The 22,752-nt window shown below is 60.6% G+C and carries 26 protein-coding genes; 18 read left to right on the top strand and 8 right to left on the bottom strand.

Features of this window, described 5'->3' with window-relative positions:
* The first annotated feature begins 95 nt into the window (after positions 1-95).
* The 3 genes from fliF to visR all read left to right on the top strand — a co-directional run bounded on the left by fliF (position 96) and on the right by visR (position 3,687).
* Positions 96-1,781: a flagellar basal-body MS-ring/collar protein FliF gene (gene fliF / locus AMK00_RS03425; protein ID WP_064809597.1), complete on the top strand. Its 1,686-nt coding sequence runs from the start codon at positions 96-98 to the stop codon at positions 1,779-1,781.
* A 404-nt stretch (positions 1,782-2,185) separates the two neighbouring features.
* The gene (visN, locus tag AMK00_RS03430; protein WP_064800667.1) at positions 2,186-2,932 is read left to right on the top strand and encodes a transcriptional regulator VisN; all 747 of its coding nucleotides are present in this window, start codon (positions 2,186-2,188) and stop codon (positions 2,930-2,932) included.
* An 8-nt stretch (positions 2,933-2,940) separates the two neighbouring features.
* Positions 2,941-3,687, top strand: coding sequence for a transcriptional regulator VisR (gene visR / locus AMK00_RS03435; RefSeq protein WP_064809598.1), 747 nt, complete (start codon positions 2,941-2,943; stop codon positions 3,685-3,687).
* Between the two features lie 53 nt (positions 3,688-3,740).
* Here the strand turns inward: visR and AMK00_RS03440 are convergent, their stop codons facing one another.
* From AMK00_RS03440 to motA, 6 genes are all read right to left on the bottom strand, one after another.
* Positions 3,741-4,181 carry a hypothetical protein gene (locus tag AMK00_RS03440; protein WP_064800669.1) on the bottom strand — a complete coding sequence of 147 codons (441 nt, stop codon included), beginning with the start codon at positions 4,179-4,181 and terminating at the stop codon, positions 3,741-3,743.
* Between the two features lie 5 nt (positions 4,182-4,186).
* On the bottom strand, positions 4,187-5,266 hold the full coding sequence (gene flhB, locus AMK00_RS03445; RefSeq protein ID WP_064800670.1) for a flagellar biosynthesis protein FlhB: 1,080 nt from the start codon (positions 5,264-5,266) through the stop codon (positions 4,187-4,189).
* Positions 5,267-5,497: 231 nt separating this feature from the next.
* Positions 5,498-6,538, bottom strand: a complete 1,041-nt coding sequence (fliG, locus tag AMK00_RS03450) for a flagellar motor switch protein FliG (RefSeq protein WP_064800671.1) — start codon at positions 6,536-6,538, stop codon at positions 5,498-5,500.
* Between the two features lie 27 nt (positions 6,539-6,565).
* Entirely contained in the window at positions 6,566-7,150 is a 585-nt protein-coding gene (gene fliN / locus AMK00_RS03455) for a flagellar motor switch protein FliN (protein ID WP_064800672.1), read from the bottom strand.
* Positions 7,151-7,215: 65 nt separating this feature from the next.
* Entirely contained in the window at positions 7,216-8,166 is a 951-nt protein-coding gene (locus AMK00_RS03460) for a FliM/FliN family flagellar motor switch protein (protein WP_064800673.1), read from the bottom strand.
* Entirely contained in the window at positions 8,167-9,039 is an 873-nt protein-coding gene (gene motA / locus AMK00_RS03465; protein ID WP_020920386.1) for a flagellar motor stator protein MotA, read from the bottom strand. It abuts the gene before it with no gap.
* A 253-nt stretch (positions 9,040-9,292) separates the two neighbouring features.
* Here motA and flgF point away from each other — a divergent pair, with 253 nt between their 5' ends.
* The 13 genes from flgF (at position 9,293) to fliP (ending at position 18,220) form a co-directional block, all read left to right on the top strand.
* Positions 9,293-10,027, top strand: a complete 735-nt coding sequence (flgF, locus tag AMK00_RS03470; protein WP_064800674.1) for a flagellar basal-body rod protein FlgF — start codon at positions 9,293-9,295, stop codon at positions 10,025-10,027.
* A 3-nt stretch (positions 10,028-10,030) separates the two neighbouring features.
* Positions 10,031-11,428: a flagellar protein export ATPase FliI gene (gene fliI / locus AMK00_RS03475; RefSeq protein ID WP_064800675.1), complete on the top strand. Its 1,398-nt coding sequence runs from the start codon at positions 10,031-10,033 to the stop codon at positions 11,426-11,428.
* Between the two features lie 2 nt (positions 11,429-11,430).
* On the top strand, positions 11,431-11,973 hold the full coding sequence (locus tag AMK00_RS03480; RefSeq protein WP_064800676.1) for a hypothetical protein: 543 nt from the start codon (positions 11,431-11,433) through the stop codon (positions 11,971-11,973).
* A gap of 160 nt (positions 11,974-12,133) precedes the next feature.
* Complete coding sequence (flgB, locus tag AMK00_RS03485; RefSeq protein ID WP_011424023.1) at positions 12,134-12,526, top strand: flagellar basal body rod protein FlgB; 393 nt, start codon at positions 12,134-12,136, stop codon at positions 12,524-12,526.
* A gap of 5 nt (positions 12,527-12,531) precedes the next feature.
* Positions 12,532-12,948 (top strand): flagellar basal body rod protein FlgC, encoded by a 417-nt coding sequence (gene flgC, locus AMK00_RS03490; protein ID WP_064693821.1) that lies wholly within the window; start codon positions 12,532-12,534, stop codon positions 12,946-12,948.
* A gap of 3 nt (positions 12,949-12,951) precedes the next feature.
* Positions 12,952-13,293: a flagellar hook-basal body complex protein FliE gene (locus AMK00_RS03495; protein WP_064800677.1), complete on the top strand. Its 342-nt coding sequence runs from the start codon at positions 12,952-12,954 to the stop codon at positions 13,291-13,293.
* Positions 13,294-13,312: 19 nt separating this feature from the next.
* Complete coding sequence (gene flgG / locus AMK00_RS03500; RefSeq protein WP_011424026.1) at positions 13,313-14,101, top strand: flagellar basal-body rod protein FlgG; 789 nt, start codon at positions 13,313-13,315, stop codon at positions 14,099-14,101.
* 16 nt (positions 14,102-14,117) lie between these two features.
* Positions 14,118-14,600 carry a flagellar basal body P-ring formation chaperone FlgA gene (gene flgA / locus AMK00_RS03505; RefSeq protein ID WP_064800678.1) on the top strand — a complete coding sequence of 161 codons (483 nt, stop codon included), beginning with the start codon at positions 14,118-14,120 and terminating at the stop codon, positions 14,598-14,600.
* Positions 14,597-15,718 (top strand): flagellar basal body P-ring protein FlgI, encoded by a 1,122-nt coding sequence (locus tag AMK00_RS03510; protein ID WP_064800679.1) that lies wholly within the window; start codon positions 14,597-14,599, stop codon positions 15,716-15,718. The genes flgA and AMK00_RS03510 overlap by 4 nt, the downstream gene beginning before the upstream one ends.
* Complete coding sequence (locus AMK00_RS03515) at positions 15,715-16,254, top strand: MotE family protein (protein ID WP_064809599.1); 540 nt, start codon at positions 15,715-15,717, stop codon at positions 16,252-16,254. Before AMK00_RS03510 ends, AMK00_RS03515 begins: the two co-directional genes overlap by 4 nt.
* Positions 16,251-16,967, top strand: a complete 717-nt coding sequence (gene flgH / locus AMK00_RS03520) for a flagellar basal body L-ring protein FlgH (RefSeq protein WP_064800681.1) — start codon at positions 16,251-16,253, stop codon at positions 16,965-16,967. The genes AMK00_RS03515 and flgH overlap by 4 nt, the downstream gene beginning before the upstream one ends.
* A 12-nt stretch (positions 16,968-16,979) precedes the next feature.
* Entirely contained in the window at positions 16,980-17,486 is a 507-nt protein-coding gene (locus AMK00_RS03525) for a flagellar basal body-associated FliL family protein (RefSeq protein ID WP_064800682.1), read from the top strand.
* The gene (gene fliP / locus AMK00_RS03530) at positions 17,483-18,220 is read left to right on the top strand and encodes a flagellar type III secretion system pore protein FliP (protein ID WP_064800683.1); all 738 of its coding nucleotides are present in this window, start codon (positions 17,483-17,485) and stop codon (positions 18,218-18,220) included. Before AMK00_RS03525 ends, fliP begins: the two co-directional genes overlap by 4 nt.
* 48 nt (positions 18,221-18,268) lie before the next feature.
* On the opposite strand, the gene AMK00_RS03535 is transcribed toward fliP, so the two are convergent.
* Complete coding sequence (locus AMK00_RS03535; RefSeq protein WP_064800684.1) at positions 18,269-18,802, bottom strand: RBBP9/YdeN family alpha/beta hydrolase; 534 nt, start codon at positions 18,800-18,802, stop codon at positions 18,269-18,271.
* 104 nt (positions 18,803-18,906) lie between these two features.
* Here AMK00_RS03535 and AMK00_RS03540 point away from each other — a divergent pair, with 104 nt between their 5' ends.
* On the top strand, positions 18,907-19,383 hold the full coding sequence (locus tag AMK00_RS03540) for an Lrp/AsnC family transcriptional regulator (RefSeq protein ID WP_064809600.1): 477 nt from the start codon (positions 18,907-18,909) through the stop codon (positions 19,381-19,383).
* Positions 19,384-19,437: 54 nt separating this feature from the next.
* Here the strand turns inward: AMK00_RS03540 and AMK00_RS03545 are convergent, their stop codons facing one another.
* On the bottom strand, positions 19,438-21,354 hold the full coding sequence (locus AMK00_RS03545) for an O-linked N-acetylglucosamine transferase, SPINDLY family protein (RefSeq protein WP_064800686.1): 1,917 nt from the start codon (positions 21,352-21,354) through the stop codon (positions 19,438-19,440).
* A 455-nt stretch (positions 21,355-21,809) separates the two neighbouring features.
* Here AMK00_RS03545 and AMK00_RS03550 point away from each other — a divergent pair, with 455 nt between their 5' ends.
* The gene (locus AMK00_RS03550; RefSeq protein WP_064800687.1) at positions 21,810-22,715 is read left to right on the top strand and encodes a flagellin N-terminal helical domain-containing protein; all 906 of its coding nucleotides are present in this window, start codon (positions 21,810-21,812) and stop codon (positions 22,713-22,715) included.
* Positions 22,716-22,752 lie beyond the last annotated feature (37 nt).

Raw genomic sequence — 22,752 nt, forward strand, 5'->3', positions numbered from 1 at the left:
GCGCTCCTTACGAAACGCTCGCACAAGTTTCGCCGATTATTCGTCGGATGAGGCAATAAGCCTCCTTTGTCTTTGACGGATCGTGCGAGAACAGAATGAATCTGTTAAATCAATTAGTTCAGATCTTTAAGAACTTTGGCGCCCTGGGCCGGACACGCCTGATGATTCTCGGAGGCGTCGGCGCCGTTTCCATCGCAATCATCCTTGCGGCTGCCCTTTTCGTCAACAAACCGGCCCAAGAAACGCTCTATGTCGGTCTCGACGCTCCCGATCTCAACCAGATCAGCACGGCGCTTGCCGAAGCCAACATCAATTTCCAGGTCGGCACGGACGGCGCCAGCATCACGGTTCCGGCTGGCATGACCGGCAAGGCCCGCCTGATGCTTGCCGAGCGTGGTCTGCCGAACAGCGCCAATGCCGGCTATGAACTCTTCGACAACGTCGGCTCCCTCGGCCTGACCTCCTTCATGCAGGAAGTGACGCGGGTTCGAGCGCTGGAAGGCGAAATCGCACGCACCATCCAGTCGATCTCGGGCATAACGGCCGCGCGCGTCCATATCGTCATGCCGGAGGTCGGAAACTTCCGGAAGGCGGAGCAGAAACCGACCGCCTCCGTGATGATTCGCGCCAGCGCCGCCACCGGGCGCGGCGCGGCGACCTCGATCCGTCACCTCGTCGCCTCGGCCGTGCCGGGGCTTGATGTCGATGACGTCACGATTCTTGATTCTGCCGGCCAGCTGCTCGCGTCCGGCGACGAAGCGAGCAACAGCTCGCTGAACCGTTCGCTCGACATCGTCCAGAATGTTCAGCAGGAAGTCGAATCCAACATCGACAAGGCCTTAGCGCCTTTCCTCGGCATGGACAACTTCCGCTCCAGCGTCACCGCCGACCTCAACACCGATGCTCAACAGATCCAGGAGACGGTTTACGATCCCGAATCCAAGGTCGAACGTTCGGTTCGTTCGACGAAGGAAGCCCAGCAGTCGCAGCAGAGGCAGTCCGACAACGCGACGACTGTCGAACAGAACATTCCCCAGGCGGCCCCTGATGCCGGCGGCTCCGGCGGCCCGGAATCACAGGACAAGTCGGATAAGCGCGAAGAGCAGACCAACTACGAAATCAACAGCAAGACGACGGCGACGACCCGCAACAGCTATCAGGTCGAGAAGCTTTCGATCGCCGTCGTGGTCAACAAGGGCCGCATCGCCAAGATGGTCGGCGAGCCCGCCGACCAGGCCAAGATCGACGCTTATCTCGCCGAAATGCAGAAGATCGTCGCATCGGCGGCCGGCATCGACGCCAAGCGCGGCGACGTCGTCACCGTCACGGCGATGGACTTCCTCGAGAACCAGCTGCTGGAAGACGCCACCGGCGGTGTCCGCGTCATGGATATGCTGAGCCGCAACCTTGCCGGCATCATCAACTCCCTCGCCTTCGTCGCGGTCGCCTTCGTGGTGGTCTGGATGGGGCTGCGGCCGCTGGTACGCAGCGTCAGCGGCAACGGCGCGGTTATCGGCGACGCCACGCCCGAAGCGGCCGGTCTCGAGCTCCCGGACTTCGCACCTGCGGCAGGAGCGCCCGGAGGCGCTCTCATGGACGGCTTCGGATCCGACTTCGGCTTCGACAGCACCGAGGATCTGCTCAGCCTCGGCGACGACGACGGCAACTTCAACCGCCGCGTCAAGGAGGGCCCGGAACGAAAGCTTGCCCGCATGGTCGAGATCAACGAGGAGCGCGCCGCCAAAATCCTCAGGAAATGGGCGATCGACGACGCAGCATGAGAAAGGGCCGGGAAACCGGCCCTTTTCGTGTCGGCGCCAGGCTTTGTCGGGCAACGGAACAGTGTCGATCCCGGCAAGGCGCCGGCTGGGCCTCAAGGGTCACGGCGGGCTTCAGCAGAGGCGAATTAAACTGTGTGGTTCACTCGCGTAAAACGCGAATAACGTTGCGGCACAGCCAGAATCACCTTAGCCTCGCCTATATATGTCGAGGCGCATAATCGGCATTCGAATCAAGGCATGTACGGCGGCGAAAGTAAATCCCTAGAAGTCGGAGATGGTACTTTACATCGGCTGGCTTACCCTTAGGTGATTCGAAATAGGATTCGCGGGACCGAATTGAATCCTTTGCAGAAAAAGTGCAGTTGCACCGAGTGTGATCGCTTCTCAGCCGCAGGACGTTGCCGATGGATATGAACATAGCTCTGGCGAGCAAAGGCGAGAGGCAGATGATGAGTTTCGCAAGCGCAGTGGCGCCGGCTCTGTTGCCGCGTGACGAGCTGATCCAGCGCCTGCACGGGGTCGCCAGCACTGGCAGGTTGCAGTCCGGCCTGCGTGCACTGACGGAATATGTCGGTGCCTCGCACTATCTTCTGGCGCGTTGTGATCTCATCCAGGAAAGCGGCCTGGATTTCATCGTTTCCTCCGACTGGCCCTTCGATCTGGTCAAGGAAGTCGCCAATGATCTCGTCAGCACCTATGCCCGTTCGACCGAGCTGGAAAAATGCATGCAGGTTTTCCAGCCGAATTTCGCGCTTCTGCCCGAAGGCGCCGATGTGCCGGAGGGTGCCAGCCGCCAATATTGCTCATTGACCTTCAATGTCGGCCGCTCGCGGCTCGCCTTGATGTTCCTGTTCGGCGAAGGCTTCATCCTGTCGCCGGAGCGCCTGCGGGATGTGGGACTGCTTGCCGGCTACGTCGCAAGCTTCCTTCGCTGCGGCGGCGCAAAGGTCGACCGCGATTTCGAACTGACTGACCGCGAGCTGGAATGCCTGTTCTGGATCGCCGAGGGCAAGACCAGCGATGAGATCGCGATGATTCTCGGAATATCCCGCAATACCATCAACAATTACATCACCAGCGTGATGCGCAAGACGGCGACCAAGACCCGGTCGGAGGCCATTGCCTTCGCGGTCCGCAACAATCTCGTATAGGGGAATCCATGGCACATCCATCAAGCAGGGCGATGAACGGCGCCGATCCGCTGCGCATGGTTCGGGTGAACAGGATTTCCAGCCGTTCGGATCTTTATCCGCGGCTGATCGCGATGCAGAAGCTCGCTGACGCGCAAGGCTTCGCGATCTACCGTGTCAGCGGCTCGGGACTGCCGGCAAAGCAGCGCCTTGTCTGTGAGCTCGAGAACTGGGGACCTTCGAATGCCGGTTTTGCCAAGGCCTTCACGGATGCCTATGGCGATATTCTTCTTGATCATATCGAAAAGTCGCTGCTGCCGGTTTCATGGGCCGGCGCTCATGACCGGGCGGCTCCCGGTCCGGCGGATTTCTCGCCCTTCATGACGCGCCTGAAGGATGGAATTCTGCCTTTCTCCGGCCTTGCCTTCCCGGTGCGGCTCGGCGCCCTCGGCAATGGCTTCATCCTTTTCACCGGCGATGATATCGATCCTTCAAGCGAAACGATCGTCGAGCTGCATGGTCGCTGCTGCCACGTCATGATGGATCTGCTCTCGCTCGACGAACGCCGCTCGGCCGCCGCCGAAGCGCTGAGCGAACGAGAAATCGCCTGTCTCCAGCTTGCCGGCGATGGCCGCATCAGCGAAGAGATCGCCGAAAAGCTCGGCCTGTCCGTGCACACGGTCAATGCCTATCTCGGCTCGGCGACCATCAAGCTCGATTCCGTCAATCGCATCCAGGCGATCGCCAAGGCGATCCGGCTCGGCTACATTAGCTGAACCGGCGCCTTGCACTCTTCTTGTGTAAGACGGCGAAATTGCCCTGAGGCAAATCAGCTGGCGAGCGCATGCGGCGGTTTCACGCTGTAGCGGGATCGCCGAAGGCTCTTTTCCAGAAAGGCCGTGTTCTCGTCGGGATCGGAGGAGGGGTCCTCGAAGGCGATGTGGTTGATTTCGATGCCGGCATGATTGTCGGCAAGGGTGAGCTGGGCATAGACGGTGACGCCGCGCGGCTTGATTTCCAGGTCGAGAACGACTTCGGGCTTGCCGCCCCATTCCAGCGTATAGTTTCCGCCGAGGCCGAAATTGACCGTGCCCGGATGAAAGAAAAGCTCCGCCGCTGAAGCGACGAGATCGGCCAGATTGCCGTAATACTCGAAGCGCAGCAGTGAAATGAGGTCAGAGGCATCCAGAAGGCGCAGTTCGGTTGCGACCGGGCTGATCGCGTCTGCGAGGATCTTTTCACGCTGGGCAGAGTGAGGGCATTTTTTCATTCGGCTTATCTTACCCGTTTGTTCTTGGCGTCTGCGGCGTAAACCCTGTGTATGAGCTCCGCAACGGCCTTATAGAAGACTGACGGTATGACACTATCGACCGAGACTTGCGCAAACATGGAGCGCGCGAGCGGCGGGTCCTCGAACACCGGGATGCCGTTCTGCTCGGCGATCTCCCTGATTTTGAGCGCAATCAGGTCCTGGCCCTTGGCCAGAACCACCGGCGCGTCGTTCTCTTCACGCGCATAGCGCAACGCCACGGCGTAGTGCGTCGGGTTGGCGATGACAAGCGTGGCGCGGTGCACGTTGGCGATCATGCGCCGGCGGGCGCGGTCGCGCATCAGCGAGCGCTGCCGGCTTTTGACGAAGGGGTCGCCCTGCGCCTGCTTGTTTTCTTCCTTCACCTCGTGGCGCGTCATCTTGAGTTCGGTGAACCAGTGATGGCGCGTCCAGAAAAGATCGGCGATCGCCACGATCGCGGTGGCGATCAGCATGACGATGATGATCTTGCGCATCGCCGTCATCATCCGCACGAGGATGGTCTGCGGATCGGAGAACATGGCGTCGATCGAGCCGAAATATTCGCTCCTGAGCACGAAGAACAGGACGACGCCGACGACGACCACCTTGAACAGTGACTTTCCGAACTCGACGAGGCCGGGCAGGCTGAAGAGCCGTGACCAGCCCTTGACCGGAGAGATGCGAGAGGCCTGCGGCCTGATCCGTTCGAGCACAGGCGTCGGCAGGTTCTGGAATATCGAGGAGGCGATGCCGAAGACCATGAACAGGATGAAGGCGGGTGCCAGCAGCGCCGCGCTCGCCCAGCCGAGCCGGACGAAGAGCGCCAGAATGTCCGGGCCTGTCTCGATTTTCCATTGGTCGGGCTGCTCGAAAATGTCGCGCAGCGTTTCGCCCATGCGGCCGACGCTATCGGGAAGGAAGAACACCAGATAGATGAAAGTGGCGAGGATGGTCGCGAAGATCGACAGCTCGCGCGAAAACGGCACATTGCCTTTTTCCGCGGCATCCGTTTGCTTTTTCGCGGTCGGGGCTTCTGTTTTGCTGTCCTTGTCATCATCTGCCAAGTCGCGGCCCTCCGTCAAAAAACAGGCCGCAGCTCATGCATGCCACCCCGAACCGGGCAGCGATTTTGGGATGACGAGATGCGTCAAAACAAAAACCTGAGGCGCGCCGCAGAAACCGAGTGTTCTGCGACACGCCATAGAGCGCGGCCTATCGATGAAGGGTAGTCGCCTGTGGCGCGGCGATCAACAGCGGGCTGTTTGCCGGCCGGATTTGTCAACAGTCTCAGAAGGTCAGGCGGCGGCCGAAGCTTCGCCTTCTTTCTCCTTGAGCTCGATCTGGCCTGAGTTGGCCAGGCGAATCGCTTCCTGCGCCACGGCACGGCGCGCAATCGCGATCTCACGCGGATTGACGCCGCCCATGCCGCTCTGCAGATCCGATTCGATCATGCGGCGCTGGCGCGGACTGATGGCGGACAGAACCGATTCGCGGATCTCGGCCGGCGAGCCGCGCAACGATACGGTGAGCACGTCGGTCGAAATGTCGTTGAGCAGCAGGACGCGGCTGCGCTGGGGCATATACATAAGGTCCTCGAAGAGGAAGATCTTCGGCCGAACCTTGTTGACCGATTCGCGGCTGATCGATTCGAGCGAGGTGAGCAGCGTGTCGACCTGCGGCTTGTCGAGCTCGTTCATGAGATCGGCGACCTTCGTCGAGCCGGCAGCGTTGCGCTCTGCCTCGATTTCGGCAAGCAGCGTCATCACCTGGTTCTCGATGATCTGCGCCGCCTTCGGGCTGACGGCCTTCATATTGACCGTCCGGTTCATGATGTCGGCGCGGCGGTTGTCGGGAAGCTGCAGCAGCACCTTGGCGCCGAAGGAGGAGGGCATCATCGAAAGGATATAGGCGACGGTCTGCGGATGTTCGCGCAGCAGGAACTGTGCGACGAATGCCGGCTCGGCTTCGCTGAGGCGATCCCAGATCGAGGTCTCGTAGGCCTGGAAGGCCGTGCGGCGGCCGAGCAGGCTGTCCACCTCGTCGGGAGTCAGGCCTTCTTCCAGAATGGCCTCGATCGCTTTGGCATTGTCCATCAGTCCGGCGCCCTCGGTAAAGAGGTCCTCGAACTCGGAGACGAGCGACAGGAGCTCGTCCGGCGGAATGGCGCGCAGCGACTGGGCAGATGCGATAATAGTCTGCAGCTCGGCCTGGGTGAAATATTTCAACAGGCGGCCGGCGACACCCTTTCCCATGGCGAGAAGGACCGCCGCCGCCTTTTCAGCCTGGGTCAACGGTTTCCCGGCTAGCGCGCCGCCGAAATCGTCAAAGTCCATCATGGTCTAACCTCTCCGTCCCCACAGGGATCAGGCTTTTTTCGTACTCAAAACTTCTATCAGCTTCACGCCGAATCGGGTGTCGTCGTTATCAAGAACCGTAATCTCGCCGCGTGCAATTCTGCGGCCGTTCACCATGATCTCGACGGGTTCGCCGATTCTCTTGTCGAGAGCGATCGTCGCTCCTTCGTTGAGGTTCATCAGGCTGGAGACCTGCATCCGGCTGGTGCCGAGCATGATCTGGACATCGATCGGAATGTCCATGATAAGCTCGAAGTTCGAGGTCAGCGCGCTGCCGAGCGGCGCCGATGACGCCTCGAACGAAGAGCTGCCGCCGAAATCCATGCCTGCGGCTGGGCTGGCATTGCCGGCGCCGAAATCGCCGCCGAAATCATCGCCGCCGAAAGGGGAATCCGAAATCTCGCCACCGAAGGCGGCCAGATCCGTTCCTGCCGCGAAGCCGTCATTCTCCAGCTCGCCGCCAAACTGCGACAGGTCGCTATCGGCATTCTTCAGCACGCCGCGCAGATCGTCGATCGCCTGGTCGAGATCGGCTTCGCTGCCCGGCATATCCAGGGAGAGGTCACTGTTCTGCTGTGTTTTCTTCGTTGCCATGAAATCACTATTCCAGTTGAAACTTGCCTCAAACTGCCTTTGCAGCCCAGAAGCCAGAGAACCGATCAATTCATTAAATGACGGATGAGTTCGTCATCCGAGTTCATCGTATCCTTGACGCGAACCATGTAGTTTTCGCCTGAGCGGCCGAACTCGCAGACATACAATTCCTTGCTGTTGGCGCTGACCTCGACGCGCACGTCGCCGCTGTCGCGGAAGGGGATGACGTCGCCGACCATCAGCTTCGATATCGTCCGCAGCGTCAGATCCTGCAGCCTGATCCTGGCCTCGAGCGTGACATGCGAGCGGCGCACCTGGTCGCCGAGCTGTTCGCTCCATTCAGGCGAGGCGCCGGCAGCCTGACGCTTCGGCTTCGGCGGCGTCACCTTGGTCTTCAGCAGCGCCGTCTGTGGAATGATCAGTGAGAATTCCGAAACAATGCCGGCGAGCGTGATCGACATATTGATGGCGGCAGCAAATTCGTCCGACTTGTCCTCCGCCGGCCGGGGGCGGGCGTCATGAGCGTGCGGGGCCGAAAGACTGGGCTCGAAACCACCCGGTGCATTTACCGCCGAGCGCAGCACCTTGGCGATCTTGTCGAAGACCATGACCGCCAGATCGAGTTCGATGACCGAGAGCAGCCGCTCGGCCGGCTCCTCGATCGTATCGGCGGTGGCACCGAGCAGGTGTTCCATCAGCGTAATGATGAAACCGTTGCCGCAGGCAAGCGCGACGTTCTGAGACCAGTTGCGCAGCGTCGCGTCGACGAGCGTGACGTTGTGGCTGAGGTCGTCCACCAGGTGGTTCTTGTAGCCGATTTCGCAGCCGAGATAGCTGACGGTCACGTCGAGGCCGGTCTCGCTTTTGATGACGTCGGGAAAGAACTCGCTGTAGACATCCCCGAAGGCGCTGCAGATCTTGGCGACCCTGCCTCTGTCTCCGAGCCCGCCGGTCAGCTTGGCGAGAAGGGCGGGATCCATTGCCGGTTTGTCATGCGAAGCATCGCTCATGGTCATTTAAGCCGCCTTGTTCTCGCCGCCTGGGTTCATCATTTCCTGTTCGACTGCATCGATGGAAGGACGTTCGTAGGCCGAGATGGTCTTGCGGCCGTATTCGAGAGCGACCTGGGGCACCGAGCCGTTCATATAGGCAAGCAGCGTCTGCTTGACGATGACGTAGAGGCGATGCTGCTTGTTGCGGACGACCTTGATCTGAGAGACCAGCGGCGAGCAGACGCAGTAGGACAGGAGAATGCCGAGGAAGGTGCCGACGAGCGCCGAACCGATCAGATGGCCGAGCACCTCGGGCGAATCGTTGATGTGGGCCATCGCCTTGATGACGCCGAGAACGGCCGCGACGATACCGATCGCCGGGAAGGAATCGCCCATGATCTGGATCGCGTGATAGGGCTTCATCTTGTCGTGCATGATGGTGTTGAGCTCTTCGTCCATCAGCGCCTCGATTTCGTGGCTGCGCGCGTTGCCGATAATGATCAGCCGCACGTAATCGCAGATGAAGGCCGTCAGTTCCTTGTTCTTCAGAACCGTCGGAGCCTGCTGGAAGATCGTCGATTCGGCAGGATTGTCGATATGGGCTTCGATTTCGTTTCGCGACTTGGTGCGCAGGTCGCGCATCAGCGAGTAGAGTACGCCGAGCGTATCGAGATAATTGCGCTCCTTCGGCACGGCGTGCTTGAAGGCCTCTGCAAGCGCCTTGCCGGAATCTTTCACCACCTTCATCGGGTTCGCCATGATGAAGCTGCCGAGGCCGGCGCCGCCGATGATGAGAAATTCGAAGGGCTGGAACAGCGCATCCACTTCGCCGCCCATCGCCATGAAGCTGCCGACGATGCAGCCGCAGACAACAATAAATCCGATAATGATATTCATCGTCAGCCCAATCTGAACGTTGCTTTTCTTCGAGACGGATAGGGTTTCTGCCTTGCGTGAGGCTGATGAAAGGGTCGGTCCTGGGCATTTCCACGTGCCAGCTTCGCGCAAGCATCTGCCGCCAATCTAAAGGAGACGAATGGGCGCTCGCGCCCGTTTCTGAGATGCCGCCTCAGCGAAATTCCGGCCGAACCAGATCAGACGACGCCCGGCTTTTCGTACAGTTCATCGCCAATGCTTGGAGCTTACAGACATGCAATCCGGTCTTTACGTTTCTCTGTCGTCGCAGATGGCGCTTGAAAAGCGCCTGAACACCATCGCCGACAACATGGCGAACGTGAACACCACCGGTTTTCGCGCCACCGAGGTGAAGTTCGACGAGATGGTGGCGGCCACCAAGAACAAGCTGAACACCAAGGTCGCCTTCGTTTCCCAGGGCAATGACTACCTGAACGAGGAGAACGGTGAGTTGCAGCACACCGGCAACATGCTCGATTTCGCCATCAAGGGCGATGCCTGGTTTGCGCTCGATACGCCAGCCGGCCGTGTGCTTACGAGGGACGGCCGTTTCACGATCAAGGAAACCGGCGAACTCGTCTCGATCCGGGGATATCCCGTTCTCGATGCCGGCGGCGCGCCCATTCAGCTGGATACGAAGGCGGGCGAGCCGGCGGTCGGCAGCGATGGCATCATCTATCAGGGCGATCGCCAGGTCGGCTCGCTTGGCCTGTTCGAGGCCGATATCAGCAAGGGTTACCTGCGCTACGAAAACAGCGGCATCATGACTACCGACCAGCCGCGCGCCGTCGTCGACCGCTTCAATGTCGGCGTCGAGCAGGGTTATCTGGAAAATTCCAACGTTAACGCCATGCGCGAGATCACTCAGCTGATCGAAGTCAACCGCGCCTTCGAAAGCATCTCCTCGCTGATGCGCGACAGCGAGGATTCGTTCAAGCAGGCCGTACAGACGCTGGGGGGCAGCCGCTAAGTAATGAGCACCACGCTACTGTCCCAAGACGGTCTTTCCCCGAAGCTGGTGCATCTGGCGGGTCTCGTCGACCGATACGCATCGCCGGAATTCGCCGTCGCTCATGGCGGTCGCGTCCAGACCATCGCTGCCGGCCACTACACGGTCCGCGGTCTCTCCCGTCACGTTCGTCTCGGCGAATTCGTCGCCCATAAATCGGCGACCGGCATCCATCTCGGCGAGGTCGTGCGTGTCGAGCCGGACCTGATCTATGTCTGCCCGATCGAACCGGGTGAGCCGATCGGCATCCATGACACGGTCATTCGCAAGGGCGCCTTCCGCATTTCGCCGTCCGACAGCTGGTGCGGGCGCACGGTCAATTCGCTTTGTGAGCCGATCGACGGGCTGGGTCCGATCGCCGCGGGACTCGATCGTCGCTCGATTTCCAACACCGCGCCACCCTCGATGACGCGCCAGCGCGTGGCGACGGGCTTCAAGACCGGCGTACGCGCGATCGATATCTTCTCTCCGCTTTGCCTCGGCCAGCGTCTCGGCATCTTTGCCGGCTCCGGCGTCGGCAAGTCGACGCTTCTGTCCATGCTTGCCCGCGCCGATGCCTTCGACAAGGTGGTGATCGCGCTCGTCGGCGAACGCGGCCGCGAGGTGCGCGAGTTCATCGAGGATACGCTCGGCAGCAATATGAAGAAGGCGATTGCCGTCGTCGCGACCAGCGACGAAAGCCCGATGCTGCGCAAGATGGCGCCGCTGACGGCGGTCACCATTGCCGAGCATTTCCGCGACAAGGGCGAGAACGTGCTCTTTATCGTCGACAGCGTCACCCGTTTTGCCCATGCGATCCGCGAGGTGGCCACCGCCTCCGGCGAACCGCCGATCGCCCGCGGCTATCCCGCCTCTGTCTTCACCGAGCTGCCGCGCCTGCTCGAACGCGCCGGTCCTGGCCCGGAGGGCGCTGGCACGATCACCGCCATCATCTCGATCCTCGTCGATGGCGACAACCACAACGACCCGATCGCCGATTCGACGCGCGGCATTCTCGACGGCCATATCGTCCTGCAGCGCAGTCTCGCCGAAGAAGGGCGCTATCCTCCGATCGATCCGCTCGCCTCGATCTCGCGTCTTGCCCGCAAGGCCTGGACGCCGGATCAGGAAAAGCTGGTGTCGCGCTTGAAGGTATTGATCCACCGCTTTGAGGAAACGAGGGACCTGCGGCTGATCGGCGGTTATCGCCAGGGCGCCGATCCCGATCTCGACATGGCGGTCAAGCAGGTCCCCATCATTTACGACGTCCTGAAACAGTCCCCAGGCGATCGCGACTCGGTCGATGCTTTTGCCGATCTCGCCGGCGCGCTCAAGGCTGCGGCCGGCATGGGCAATCAGGGCGCACCCATGCAGAGGAGATAGTCGTGGCTGATTTCGACGATGAACGCATCGCTTCCCTGACGCAGCGCAAGAAGACCGCCACTCTGGATCGGTTTCTCACCTTCGCCGGCCTGGCGCTTGCCGGCGCCTCCGCCTTTTTCCCCTGGTACGTTTTCTTCAATGCGGACAAGTTCGGCATCAATGTCGCCACCAGCAGCAATTCGCGCGAACTGCCGGATTGGCCCGCCCGCAACGTCTTCAGCGTCTCACCGCTGGCCATGGTCAACAAGAACGAGGCGACCAAGAAGGCTCCGCCGGTCGATCCGCTGACGACGGCGACGGTCTCCGATCTCGGCAAGCAGCGTGACGGCGGCGCGATGCTGGAAGACCAGCCTTTCCCGGGCAAGTCTTCCTTCCGCCTTCTGCACGTGTCCAACGGCCGGGCGCTGATCGAGGATCCCTCGGGCATGTATGTGGTGCGCATCGGCTCGGTCCTGCCCGACGAAAGCCGCCTGGCGATGATCGAGCAGCGCGAGGGCAAATGGGTGATCATCACCTCCAAGGGCGATATCTACAAGAACGATTGAACCTCTTCGCAAAGGCCGAAGACAAGAGGGGCTCCGCCACAAACCGGCAGGAGCCCTTTTCTATGGCGGCCTTCGGCGAAGCGCCTCGAAGCCCGAATTCCCGTAAGTCCCACGCAAGATTACCGCTCTAGGTTCCGGATAGTAAAAACGGAGAGTTCTCATGCAACCGATCCAACTTTTCGACTTGGCTTCGCGACAGGCGGAATGGCTGACGATCCGTCAGCAGGTTGTTGCCGGCAACATCGCGAATGCCAATACGCCGAAATTCCGCGCCAAGGACGTCACGCCCTTCGATGCCGTGCTGGACAGATCCGACATCACCATGGCGCGCACCAATCCGGCGCACTTCAGCGGCAACGATTTCAGCGACAGCGGCGATATCGACGTCAAGGAAGCGGCCCTCGACCAGGAGATCGGCATTCAAGAATCCGGCAACACCGTCGGTTTGGCCGAGGAGCTTTCCAAGTCGGGTGACATCAAGCGCCAGTACGATCTGAACACCTCGCTGGTCAGCTCCTTCAACCGCATGATGCTGATGACCGTCAGGAAGTAATTGTCATGGATCCGCTTTCCGCAGCTATGAAAATCGCCGGTTCGGGGCTCGAGGCGCAATCGACGCGCCTGCGCATCGTCTCGGAAAACATTGCCAACGCCCGCTCGACCGGTGACACGCCCGGCGCCGACCCCTATCGCCGCAAGACGATCACCTTCGGCCAGCAGATGGATCGCACCAGCGGTGTCGAGACCGTCAACGTCAAGAAGGTCGGCGTCGACGAAGGCGACTTCAGCACCGAGTTCGACCCCAGCAATCCGGCGGCGGACGCCAAGGGCGTCGTCAAATTGCCGAACGTCAACATCCTGGTCGAGATGGCCGACATGCGTGAAGCCAATCGCTCCTATGATGCCAATCTGCAGACCATCAAGCAGACCCGCGACCTCATCTCGTCCACGATCGATCTTCTGAAGAGCCAATAATCAATGATCAGCAGCGTCCAGAATGTCAGCAATCTTTCGATGACCCGCGCACTCGGCGCCGTCGACACCGAAAATTCCGCCTCGTCCGCCGCAACGACCATGCCGGGCACCGCAGGTGCTGCCAATGGCCTGAGCTTCGCCTCGGTCCTGGGCGGCATGGCGTCCGATGCGGTCAGCAGCCTGAAGGGTGCCGAAAGCATGTCCTTCGCCGGCATCAAGGGCACGGCGACGACCCGTGAAGTCGTCGATTCCATGCTCCAGGCCGAGCAGACGCTGCAGACGGCGATTGCCATCCGCGACAAGGTCGTTTCGGCCTTTCTCGAAGTCACCAAGATGCAGATGTAACTGATTTGAGGACGAACACATGAGAGCGCTCGCCATCGCAGCAACGGGCATGGATGCCCAGCAGACCAATCTGGAAGTCATCGCCAACAATATTGCGAACATCAACACGACAGGCTTCAAGCGGGCCCGCGCCGAGTTCACCGACCTTCTCTACCAGACCGAACGCGCCAAGGGCGTCGCCAACCGGGCCAACCAGGCCGTTGTTCCTGAAGGCGCCAATATCGGCCTCGGCGTCCAGACCTCCGCGGTCCGCAATCTGCATCTCCAGGGCGAACTGACGCAGACCGGCAACGACCTCGACGTGGCGCTGATCGGCAAGGGCTTCTTCCAGATCCAGTCGACCGATGGCACCACGCTCTATACCCGGGCCGGCGCTTTCAACAAGAATGACCAGGGCCAGCTCGTCACCATCGACGGCTATGAGGTCCTGCCTGGTATCACCATCCCTCAGGGTTCGACCGAACTGACCATCAGCCGCTCCGGCGAGGTCTCGGCCAAGCTGCCGGGCCAGACCGATCCGACCGTTCTTGGACAGCTGACGCTTGCCGATTTCGTCAATGAAGCCGGTCTTCAGCCGATTGGCGACAATCTCTTCCAGGAAACGCCGGCCTCGGGCGAGGCGGTCGTCGGCAACCCTGACGAGGAAGGCTTTGCCTATATGAAGCAGGGTTATCTGGAATCCTCGAACGTCGACCCGGTGAAGGAAATCACCGAGCTGATATCGGCTCAGCGTGCTTACGAAATGAATTCCAAGGTGATCACGACAGCTGATGAAATGGCCTCCATCGTCAGCAAGAACCTGAAGTAAAGGGAAGGGCCGAAACATGATGTTTTGCCGGGCAGGACACATCTCAGGATGGGTGGCGGCAGCCACGATCGCACTCGCGGGCATCATCTTGCCCGTGAACGCGGATGCCGGCATGGGTTATGCCGTCGTCCCGACGACGATCATCTACCCCGGCGACACATTGTCGGGCAGCCAGCTTCAGGAGGTCGAGGTCACCAACCCCAACCTCGCCGGTGATTATGCCAAATCGATTTCGCAGGTCGAAGGTCTGGTTTCCAAACGCACGCTGTTGCCGGGCCGCACGATCTCGGTTTCAGCTCTGCGCGAGCCCTATACGGTGACGCGCGGCTCTTCGATCCGCCTGGTCTTCTCTCTCGGCGCAATGACGATCTCCGCCGCCGGCACGCCGCTCGAAGACGGTGCGACGGGGCAGGTGGTCCGTGCACGTAATATGGATTCCGGCGTCATCGTCAGCGGCACGGTGCTTGCGGACGGCACGATCCATGTGAGGGCGAAATGAAATTGTTCTTCCGTATCGTCACCTTTGTTGCGGTCGTCGCCATGAGTTTGGCCGAGGTGGCGCCCGCCTGGGCGCTGACGTCCCGCATCAAGGATATCGCTTCGCTTCAGGCCGGCCGCGATAACCAGCTGATCGGGTACGGCCTCATCGTCGGCCTGCAGGGAACCGGCGACGGCTTCCGTTCCTCGCCCTTCACCGAGCAGTCGATGCGGGCAATGCTCCAGAATCTCGGTATCTCGACACAGGGCGGCCAGTCCAACGCGAAGAACACCGCGGCCGTGATGGTCACCGCCAACCTGCCGCCCTTCGCAAGCCCCGGCAGCCGTCTCGATGTTACGGTGAGCTCGCTCGGCGATGCGACCTCGTTGCGTGGCGGCACGCTCGTCATGACCTCGCTTTCCGGCGCCGACGGCCAGATCTACGCTGTCGCCCAGGGCTCCGTTATCGTCTCCGGCTTTCAGGCGCAGGGCCAGGCGGCGACGGTGACCGAAGGCGTCACCACCGCCGGCCGCGTGCCCGGCGGCGCGATCATCGAACGCGAACTGCCATCCCACTTCAAGGATTCGGTCAATCTCGTCCTGCAGCTGCGCAATCCCGACTTCTCGACGGCCATCCGCATTGCCGACATCGTCAATGGCTATGCCTCCGCGCGCTTCGGCGGCCCGGTCGCCGAAGCCAAGGATTCGCAGGAAGTGGTGATCCAGAAACCGCGCACGGCCGATCTCACCCGGCTGATGGCCGACGTCGAAAACCTCATCGTCGAAACCGATACGCCGGCCAAGGTTGTTATCAACGAGCGCACCGGAACGATCGTCATCGGCTCCGATGTCCGCGTCTCGCCGGTTGCCGTCAGCTACGGCACTCTGACGGTTCAGGTCACCGAGACGCCGCAGATCATCCAGCCCGAACCCTTCTCGCGCGGGCGGACCGCCGTCCAGCCGCAGACCGATATCGCGGCTGAGCAAACCGGTGGGCGCGTTGCCATCATCGACGGTCCCGACCTCAGGACCCTTGTCGCCGGCCTCAACAATATCGGCGTGAAACCGGATGGGATCATCGCCATTCTCCAGGGCATCAAGTCGGCGGGCGCCCTGCAGGCGGAGCTTGTGCTGCAATGATGACGATCCTCAATCTTGACATGACCGTGCTGCAGCTGCTGCGCCGCCTGGCGCTGCCGGCAGCCGGCCTCGTCCTTCTGTCGATCCCGGGCGCCTTCGCACAGGAGCATCCGGAGGGAGACATCACGTCTCAGGACGAGATCAAGCAATTCTGCACCAACATCGCCGATCCCGCCCGCGACCAGCGCTACCTGCTGCAGAAACAGGAGCTGGAAAGGCTCCGCGCCGACATCGACGCTCGCATGGAAGAGATGGACAGGCGCAAGGCCGAATATCAGGACTGGCTGAAGCGGCGCGACGATTTCCTGAAGCAGGCGGAAGCCGGCCTCACCGATATCTACAAGAAGATGAAGCCGGATGCGGCAGCACTGCAGCTGCAGGATATGAACATCGAAGTGGCGTCGGCCGTGATCATGCGGCTCGGCCCGCGCCAGTCGAGCCTCATCCTCAACGAGATGGACTCGAAGAAGGCCGCGGCCATCGCCAGCGTCATCGCCAGTGCGTCCGATCCCAATACGTCGAAGGATCCTTCATGAATATGCGTTTCCCGGCCGCGATCGCCGCCCTCGCACTCCTTGCGGGCTGCCAGTCCCCGACGGCAGTCAGCGAGATCGGCCGTGCGCCCGCCATGAGCCCGATCGGCAGCGGCCTCGCCTACGGCCAGACCCCGCAGATGGCGCTCTATCCGAAGCAGCCGCGCGCCGTGGCGCAGGGCTATTCGCTCTGGAGCGATTCGCAGGCCGCGCTCTTCAAGGATGCACGCGCGTTGAACGTCGGCGACATCCTGACCGTCGACATCCAGATCAACGACAAGGCCTCCTTCGACAACGAGACCAACCGCAGCCGCAAAAATTCGAGCGGCATGAACTGGGACGTCAATGCTCAGATCTTCGGCTGGACGCCCGAATCCAAGACCGATCTGACCTATGGCTCCGACACCAGCACCGACGGCAAGGGCAAGATCGAGCGCACCGACAAGCTCACCCTTCTCGTTGCGGCCGTCGTCACCGGCATTCTCGAAAACGGTAACCTCGTCATCTCGGGTTCGCAGGAAGTCCGTCTGAACCAGGAGCTGCGCATCCTGAACGTCGCCGGTATCGTGCGTCCGCAGGACGTCAACGCCGACAACCAGATCTCCTACGACAAGATCGCCGAAGCCCGCATCTCCTATGGCGGCCGCGGTCGCTTGATGGAAGTGCAGCAGCCTCCGCGCGGCCAGCAGGCCGTCGATCTTTTCTCGCCGCTTTGAGGCCGAACGACGATGGCAGACGAAGACGTAAGCGCAGGTCAATCGAAGAAGAAATCCGGCCCGCTGGTGACGATCATCGGCATCGCCGTCCTGACGCTCCTCGGCGCCGGCGGCGGCTGGGCGGTCGGCACGATCGTCGCGCCCGAAATCAAGGGCGCCAAGGAGGTGGAGCAGGCCAAGGAAGCCGATGCCAAGAAGAAGGCCGAGGAAGGTCTGGCGCGCATCTCGACCGAGGCCAACAACGTCGTCCAGCTCGAGCCGATTACATCGAACCTCGCCTACCCTTCGGAAAACTGGGTCCGACTCGAAGTCGCGCTGCTGTTCAACGGGCCGCCCGACGTCAAGGTCGCCGAGGACATTCACCAGGATATCCTCGCCTATATCAGAACGGTTTCCCTGCAGCAGATCGAGGGGCCGCGGGGCTTTCAATATCTCAAGGATGACATCCAGGAACGTGTTGACCTGCGCTCGCAAGGGCGGGTATCGAAGGTCATGTTCAGGACCTTTGTCATCGAATGATTCGTTTCATAGTTTTCCTTGCCGCCATGATGGCGGTACCGGAACTGGCGGTGGCACAGCAGCTGCCGACCGATTTATTGAATGTGCCGGTCGATGGCTCCGTTGCCGCCTGGATCATCCGCACCTTCGGCCTGCTGACCGTTCTTTCGGTCGCGCCGGGCATCCTGATCATGGTGACGAGCTTCCCGCGCTTCGTCATCGCCTTCTCGATCCTGCGTTCAGGGATGGGCCTCTCCTCGACGCCTTCCAACATGATCCTCCTGTCGCTGTCGCTGTTCATGACCTTCTACGTCATGTCGCCGACCTTCGATCAGGCTTGGCAGAACGGCGTGCAGCCGCTGCTTGCCAACCAGATCAACGAGACTGAGGCGGTCCAGCGCATCGCCGAACCCTTCCGCACCTTCATGGCGGCCAATACCCGCGACAAGGATCTGGCGCTCTTCGTCGATCTGGCGCGTGAACGCGGCCAGAATATCCAGACATCAGATCCGATCGACTACCGCGTGCTGATCCCGGCCTTCATGATTTCCGAGATCCGCCGCGGTTTCGAGATCGGCTTTCTCGTCGTGCTGCCGTTCCTCGTCATCGACCTCATCGTCGCAACCATCACCATGGCGATGGGCATGATGATGCTGCCGCCGACTTCGATCTCGCTGCCTTTCAAGATTCTCTTCTTCGTACTGATCGACGGCTGGAACCTGCTCGTCGGCAGCCTGGTACGCTCGTTCAGCTGATCGGCTGCGGCGATGAGGAACCTCGGTTCCTCGATCGAGCGGTGCCTGCTACGCGCGGCTCACGAAATCCATCAGCAATGCCAGACCTTCCGGCCAGTCACCCAGATCGCTTTGGCCATTGATGTGGCCGGCAGCGCCGATGATTTTCAACTCGCTACCCCATTGCTTTGCTCGCGTTTCGGCGTAGGGCAGCGAACCATAGGGATCGCTGGTGCTTGCGACGATCAGCGATCGAAAGCCGAACTGCGCTTGCGGCACATCTGCAAAGCCTGCAGCGTCCGCAGGAAAGCTCGGAGAAAGAGGGTCTGGCACGGCGGCGAGGAACGCTCCCTTGATCGGCAAAGGGGTCCGCTGATGCCAATGTGCTACAAGCAGGCAGGAGAGGCTATGCGCCACGAGAACAGGTGGCGTTTTCGCTCTGCGCACCGCTTGCTCCAAGGCTTCGATCCAGTCGGAAAGATCCGGCTGATCCCAGCTCGTCGGTGCAAAACGGCGTATGGCTGGATTGGCATTCTCCCAAAGGCTCTGCCAGTGTGTGTTTCCGGAATTGCCGATGCCCGGCAAATGAATGAATTCGGTCATATCTCGCCTCTTCTTCGTTTCAGCGGAAGTATGGCGGTTTACACCTGCGAACCAAATTGGCATCTATCGGAAAAGTACCGGATAATCCGATAGATTGAAGGTTGATGGCAAAGCGCATCGATAGTAGTCCAGATCTTGATCCAACCGACATCGCCATCATCGAAGTCTTGCAGGATGATGGACGCATCAGCGTCTCCGAGCTCGGAAGGAAAGTCGGTCTTTCCCAGCCGGCCACGTCGGAGCGTCTCAAACGGCTTGAAGAACGCGGCATCATCGAGGCGTACAGAGCCGTCGTCGACCCCGCCGCAGTTGGGCTTGGTATGATGGCCGTCATTCGCCTGCGCACCACGCACGAGCATATCAAGACATGCTTGAAGCAATTTTCCGAGATGCCGCAGATCATTGAGGTTCTAAGGCTGACAGGAGAGGATTGTTTTCACCTGAAAGTCATTGTTCCCACGCCGGGCGACCTTGAAAGCATCGTCGATGCCATTGCGCGCTATGGCTCGGTCACGACGGCCATCGTTCTGCGCAGAGAGCCGCCGAAACGCATCGGGCGTGAACTGATCGCAAAGAGGTAAATACCCGCTGAGGCGAATAGGATCGCTTCAGCGGGTATTCCGTCTCGGAAAACATCACTCGGCCGCGAACGGTGCCGTGCGCGGCGGCAGCGCCGCAATATCCATGTGGTCGGGTGCGAGACCCTGCTTGGCGCGCTCTGCCATGATTTCATAGGCCTGTTCGAGGTGATGGCAGAAGCGTTCGGCGTCGAAGAGCGGCGCGATATAGCGCCTCTCCTTGAGGTGTGCCTTGTATTCGGCGATCCGTCCCGGGTTCTGCGCCAGTTCGACGGCAAGGTCCTCATAAGCCTGGAGGTCGGCGGCGACGAGATCAGGCAGATCGATCGCCCTGAGCAGGCTTTCGCTGACGCGCGAGGCGAAGTTGGTGCCCTTGACGGTCAAAACCGGCAGGCCGCCCCAGAGCTGCTCCGAAGTGGTGGTGTGGCCGTTGACCGGGAAGGTGTCGATGCCGAGATCGGCCGCTTGCTGGCGGCTGATGTGGTCTTCGTAGGGCGCGCGCGGGCAGAAGATGATGCGCTTGGGCGAAATGCCGGCGGTCTGAAAATGTTTCAGCAGGTTCGCCTGGTTGCGCGGCGAATTGGCCATCAGCCACAGCACGCTGTTCGGCGCCCGTTTGAGGATCCGGCACCAGCTGTTGACCACATCAGGCGTGATCTTGCGGTTGCCGTTGAAGGAGGCGAAGATGAAGGCCTCTTCCGGCAGGCCGAGCTCCTCGCGGGTGACCGGACGCGGCTTCGGACGATGCATCGGATCGTTCGGCTGGTAACTTTCCGGCAGCCGGCAGAATTTCTCGTGGTAGAACGGCTTGGCGATATCCGGGAGCACGGAGTGGTCGCCGATGACATAGTCGAGATCGATGTTGACGGTGCTTCCGGGAAAACCGAGCCATCCGACATGCACCGGTGCGAGCGGCAGGTTGAAAGCCGTCGCGCGGCTGCCTGACGTATGACCCTTCAGATCGACCATGATATCGATATTATGCTCTCGCACCGCTTCCAGCATCGCCTGGTCGGAGAAGCCGTGAACGTCGACGATCCTGCCCCAGCGGCTGCGGTCGGTGTCGTTGTGCTTCAGGTATTCGGGGCCTGTGTGGCAGAAGAGCACCACCTCGAACCGGTCCTTGTCGTGCAGTTCCAGGATGCGCTGCAACAGCTTCATTGTCGCATGGCGGTCCCAGAAGTCCGAGGACATGTAGCCGATCCGGATCTTGTCAGACCACGTGTGCGGCTGGTTGCGGCGGAAGGCCACCCGTTCGGGATTGAGCGGTGTGGTTCCGATCGTGGCATACCGATTGAAATTCTCGTTGCCGCACCAGTGTAGGTGATAGAACGGGTTGTCCTTGCGCAGGATTTCGACGTCGCCCTTTGCGAGGCCATCATCGATCACTGCCTGATGTTTGGCGGCCTCTTCGAAATCATTGAATTCGCGGGCGAAGACGAGATAGAGGAAACGGATTGCCAGATTTCCGGGAAAACGCTTGAAGAGGTTGCGCGACAGGTTCTGGTTGGTTGCGTCGTTCAGGTCGTCGCTCAGGAGCATGGCCGCCAAGCGCAAGTGATCCGGATTGGAGCTCTGCGAGAGCACTGTCTTGAACGGGCGGATAATATCCCGTTGCTGCCGTTTCAGGTAGATCGCGGTGATGATGAAGGCAAGCTCGGCGTCTTCCTGAGCCTTGGTCAGATTTCGCATCGCGATCAGCAGCGCCTCGTCCTCGTTGCCGGTCTCGTAATGCAGCTTGGCCGCCTGCTTGGCGTATTCGTAGGAATTCGGTCCCTCACAGCCGGCAGCAAGCCCATATGCTTTCGCGGCATCGGCCTTGAACCCGAGCTGCACGAGATTCTTGGCCAGCAGAGCATAGGTCTTGCCGTCCTGCTGGATATCCATGAGCTGGTTGAGCGTTGCCAGGGACTGTGTGTAGCGGCCCATCTGGTAATCCCTGGACGCCGCAGAGAACGAAACTTTGCTGTTCAAAACCCAACTCCGTGAGGAAATGTTCTGGCATGACTGTCGGTCGCCGAGACGCGCACGGACAGTCCTCCCCGAATGGAGAATCGATCCGATGATGCGATCCCGGCATCTGCCACACTGGCATTCGAAGCTTGCTTGAAACCGGTGGGTTAATGAAGGTCTGCCCCGGGGAAGTCCGCTTTTCGGAGAGAACCCTTGCCGCCCGCGGCGAATCTGAATGGTGTATTCAGCAGGCATTAACTACGACGCGTGAGGGGGCATTAACTATGCGGTTCGAGGAGCAGGCGCGGGACCCTCATCTTTAAGAAGTTGGCAAGCATTGGCTGCGAGATTGCCCTGGACATGACGGGTTTGGGCCAAACAAGCAGGCGCCGAGTAGCATGAAGCTGGTCCGTCATCGCCGGTATTACAGTCCGGTATGTCCTCCTTTTTGTATCTAGTTTCCAGGGGACAGATTTATGACAAGCATTAACACGAATTCTTCCGCACAGGCCGCTCTTCAGACGCTGCGCAGCGTGAACAAGGGCCTCAACCAGACGCAGAACCACGTTTCATCCGGTTACCGCGTTGAAAAGGCCTCCGACAACGCTGCTTACTGGTCGATCGCAACGACCATGCGTTCGGACAACAAGGCTCTCTCCGCCGTTTCCGACGCACTCGGCATGGGTGCTGCCAAGGTCGATACCGCTTACACCGCAATGGACAGCGCCATCGACGTCGTCGGCGACATCAAGGCCAAACTGGTCGCCGCGACTGAAAACGGCGTCGACAAAGCCAAGGTCCAGGAAGAAATCGGTCAGCTGCAGCAGCAGCTCCTGAGCATCGCTCAGTCGGCTTCCTTCAACGGCGAAAACTGGGTTGCCGGGGCTACGGGTACCGTGAGCGTCGTTTCGTCCTTCGTCCGTGACGGCTCCAACGCTGTTTCGGTTACCACGACCGACTACGCTCTGGATAGCAGCACCACAGGCAACGTCCTGTTCGGCATGAGCGGCGGCATCGTCGAAACCTCCACGGGTATCCTCGGTACTTCGACTGGTACGGTCGGCTCGATCTACTCGATGGACATCACCAACTTCACCTCCGGCCAGATCCAGACGGCTCTGACCAACGTTGAAACGGCTCTGAAGGCGATGACCAGCGCCGGCGCTGCTCTCGGCTCGCTCTCCAAGCGCATCGACAACCAGGACGACTTCGTCAACGCGCTCAGCGACTCGATCGACTCCGGTGTCGGCCGTCTCGTCGACGCCGACATGGAAGAAGAATCCTCCAAGCTCAGCGCCTTGCAGACCCAGCAGCAGCTGGCGATCCAGTCGCTGTCGATCGCGAACTCCTCTTCGCAGAACATCCTGTCGCTGTTCCGCTAAGACCGGTCATTACAGGCTTCCAAGTTTCGCGGCCGGG

Origin of the sequence: Rhizobium sp. N621, from assembly GCF_001664325.1 — a bacterium.
Classification (GTDB): Bacteria; Pseudomonadota; Alphaproteobacteria; order Rhizobiales; family Rhizobiaceae; genus Rhizobium; species Rhizobium esperanzae.

Coding starts and splice junctions, on each gene's coding strand:
- fliF (WP_064809597.1), top strand. CDS start 96: ATGAATCTGTTAAATCAATTAGTTCAGATCTTTAAGAACTTTGGCGCC.
- visN (WP_064800667.1), top strand. CDS start 2,186: ATGGATATGAACATAGCTCTGGCGAGCAAAGGCGAGAGGCAGATGATG.
- visR (WP_064809598.1), top strand. CDS start 2,941: ATGGCACATCCATCAAGCAGGGCGATGAACGGCGCCGATCCGCTGCGC.
- AMK00_RS03440 (WP_064800669.1), bottom strand. CDS start 4,181: ATGAAAAAATGCCCTCACTCTGCCCAGCGTGAAAAGATCCTCGCAGAC.
- fliG (WP_064800671.1), bottom strand. CDS start 6,538: ATGATGGACTTTGACGATTTCGGCGGCGCGCTAGCCGGGAAACCGTTG.
- fliN (WP_064800672.1), bottom strand. CDS start 7,150: ATGGCAACGAAGAAAACACAGCAGAACAGTGACCTCTCCCTGGATATG.
- AMK00_RS03460 (WP_064800673.1), bottom strand. CDS start 8,166: ATGACCATGAGCGATGCTTCGCATGACAAACCGGCAATGGATCCCGCC.
- motA (WP_020920386.1), bottom strand. CDS start 9,039: ATGAATATCATTATCGGATTTATTGTTGTCTGCGGCTGCATCGTCGGC.
- flgF (WP_064800674.1), top strand. CDS start 9,293: ATGCAATCCGGTCTTTACGTTTCTCTGTCGTCGCAGATGGCGCTTGAA.
- fliI (WP_064800675.1), top strand. CDS start 10,031: ATGAGCACCACGCTACTGTCCCAAGACGGTCTTTCCCCGAAGCTGGTG.
- flgB (WP_011424023.1), top strand. CDS start 12,134: ATGCAACCGATCCAACTTTTCGACTTGGCTTCGCGACAGGCGGAATGG.
- flgC (WP_064693821.1), top strand. CDS start 12,532: ATGGATCCGCTTTCCGCAGCTATGAAAATCGCCGGTTCGGGGCTCGAG.
- AMK00_RS03495 (WP_064800677.1), top strand. CDS start 12,952: ATGATCAGCAGCGTCCAGAATGTCAGCAATCTTTCGATGACCCGCGCA.
- flgG (WP_011424026.1), top strand. CDS start 13,313: ATGAGAGCGCTCGCCATCGCAGCAACGGGCATGGATGCCCAGCAGACC.
- flgA (WP_064800678.1), top strand. CDS start 14,118: ATGATGTTTTGCCGGGCAGGACACATCTCAGGATGGGTGGCGGCAGCC.
- AMK00_RS03510 (WP_064800679.1), top strand. CDS start 14,597: ATGAAATTGTTCTTCCGTATCGTCACCTTTGTTGCGGTCGTCGCCATG.
- AMK00_RS03515 (WP_064809599.1), top strand. CDS start 15,715: ATGATGACGATCCTCAATCTTGACATGACCGTGCTGCAGCTGCTGCGC.
- flgH (WP_064800681.1), top strand. CDS start 16,251: ATGAATATGCGTTTCCCGGCCGCGATCGCCGCCCTCGCACTCCTTGCG.
- AMK00_RS03525 (WP_064800682.1), top strand. CDS start 16,980: ATGGCAGACGAAGACGTAAGCGCAGGTCAATCGAAGAAGAAATCCGGC.
- fliP (WP_064800683.1), top strand. CDS start 17,483: ATGATTCGTTTCATAGTTTTCCTTGCCGCCATGATGGCGGTACCGGAA.
- AMK00_RS03535 (WP_064800684.1), bottom strand. CDS start 18,802: ATGACCGAATTCATTCATTTGCCGGGCATCGGCAATTCCGGAAACACA.
- AMK00_RS03540 (WP_064809600.1), top strand. CDS start 18,907: ATGGCAAAGCGCATCGATAGTAGTCCAGATCTTGATCCAACCGACATC.
- AMK00_RS03550 (WP_064800687.1), top strand. CDS start 21,810: ATGACAAGCATTAACACGAATTCTTCCGCACAGGCCGCTCTTCAGACG.